The sequence below is a fragment of the Pseudonocardia pini genome, from assembly GCF_013870575.1.
Classification (GTDB): Bacteria; Actinomycetota; Actinomycetes; order Mycobacteriales; family Pseudonocardiaceae; genus Pseudonocardia; species Pseudonocardia pini.
Genome location: NZ_JACBXB010000953.1, coordinates 1 through 1,812 on the forward strand (window position 1 = coordinate 1; position 1,812 = coordinate 1,812).

A 1,812-nucleotide genomic window follows, 5' to 3' on the forward strand; every position below is an offset into this window, starting at 1 on the left:
GACGGCGGGCTCGTCGGGTCGGTGTTCGCGACGCGGTGGGGGAGCGTCGGGTTCGTCGGGCCGCTGTCGGTGGAGCCCTCGCTGTGGGGACGCGGGATCGGGCGGGCGCTGTTCGCCGCCGCCGACCGGACCCTCGCGGGCGCGGTGCACCGGGGGCTGTTCACCTTCGCCCACAGCCCGGCGCACCACCGGCTCTACCAGCGGTTCGGGTACTGGCCGCGGTTCCTCACCGCCCTGATGTCGGGGCCCGCGGAGCCCGCCCCGCCCGGGCTCGCGTGGTCCGTGGGGTCGGCGCTGGAGCGGCCGACCCTGCTCGCCGGGGCCGCTCGGCTGGCCGACGGCGTGTTCCCCGGTCTCGACGTGGGCGGGGAGATCGACACGGTGCTGGACCAGAAGATCGGGGAGGTCCTGCTGCTCGGGCCGGTCGCCGAGCCGCACGGGGTGGCCGTGGTGCACGACGGGCCGGGCTCGGAGGCGGGCACCGGCCTCGCGTACGTGAAGACGGCGATGGTGCGCCCGGGCGCGGGCGCGGACTTCGCCCGGCTGCTCGACGCCTGCCTGGGCCACGCCGCCGCGATCGGCGCGGACCGGGTGGTGGTGGGCGTGAACACCGCGCGGCACCGGGCCTACCGGCACCTGTGCGAGCGGGGCTTCGTCACCGACGTCCCGGGCGTGACCATGCACGCCCCCAACGACCCCGGCTACGACCACGACTCGGCCTACGTCCTCGACGACTGGCGCTGACGCCGGCGTCACACCTCGGCGTCACCCGATCGTGTTGCACTGAGTGCAACGCTGCACCTAGTGTCACGATCATGCCCGACGCCCCTCCCGCACTCGGGCGACGCGACGCGCAGAAGGCCCGCACCCACCGCGCGATCATCGACGCCGCCGTGGCGCTCACCAGCCGGACGGGACTGTCCGGGCTGAGCGTCGACACCGTGGCCGAGCTGGCGGACGTCTCCCGGCGCACCGTGTTCAACCACTTCGACACGCTCGACGAGATCGTGCTCGCGGCGTGCACCGAGGTGCTCGACGTCGTCGTGGACGGGTTCACCGCCGCCACCGTGGCCGTCCCGCCCGGGGGTCAGACCCGGGCGGCGCTGTTCTCCGACGTCGCGCGGGCGGTCCGCGAGACCGACCTCGTGGGCCCGATGGCCTACCTGACCCGCGCGCTGGACCCCGGCGTCGAGCAGGGGGACCCGCGGGTCGCGGCGCTGGTCGACGCGGCCCTGCGCCGGACCGGGGAGCACCTGCTCACCGAGATGAGCCTGCGGTACCCGAAGGTCCCGGAGCTCGACGTGGCGCTGCTGGCCTCGTCGCTGCTGTCCGGGATCGGCGTCCTGCACCACGAGTGGCGCGAGCGCACCGGTGCGGCGGACGACGCCGCGTCCCGGCGCGTCTGGGAGTCCCTGCTCGACCACCTGCTCGACACCCTCCGGGCCGGCCACGCCGCCCCCTGACCTCTCCGAGGCGCTCACCATGGCTCGACTGCTCCACCGACTCGGTCGCCTCGCGGCCCGCCACGCCTGGCGGATCGTCGCGGGCTGGGTGCTCGCGCTCGCCGCCGTGGTGGCGGCGTTCGTGCTGGCGGGCGGCACGCTGGGGTCCGCCATCTCGATCCCCGGGACGCCGACCGCCGAGGTCACCGACCGGCTGAAGGCCGAGTTCCCCGATGCGAGCGGCGGGACCGCCCTCGTCGTCCTGCACACCGCCGACGGCACGCCGCTCACCCCGGCCCAGCAGGAGGCCGTCTCGGCCGCCCTGGTCCGGGCCGGTGAGGTCGAGGGCGTGGCGCGGGTCGTGGACCCG

General features: G+C 75.7%; 2 protein-coding genes and 1 pseudogene. All 3 read left to right on the top strand.

The genetic code is table 11. From position 1 onward, the window contains the following. Positions 1 to 744 (top strand): GNAT family N-acetyltransferase (locus H5J29_RS31245; protein ID WP_181784529.1); only part of this gene is annotated, 744 nt, incomplete at its 5' end. Between the two features lie 71 nt (positions 745 to 815). Next, positions 816 to 1,463: a TetR/AcrR family transcriptional regulator gene (locus H5J29_RS31250; RefSeq protein WP_181784530.1), complete on the top strand. Its 648-nt coding sequence runs from the start codon at positions 816 to 818 to the stop codon at positions 1,461 to 1,463. Between the two features lie 19 nt (positions 1,464 to 1,482). After that, positions 1,483 to 1,812 (top strand): annotated as a pseudogene (locus H5J29_RS31255) (MMPL family transporter); the annotation flags it as partial.

Bases quoted from the DNA above. Each gene is read 5' to 3' on its own strand.
- H5J29_RS31250 (WP_181784530.1), top strand. From the start codon at position 816: ATGCCCGACGCCCCTCCCGCACTCGGGCGACGCGACGCGCAGAAGGCC.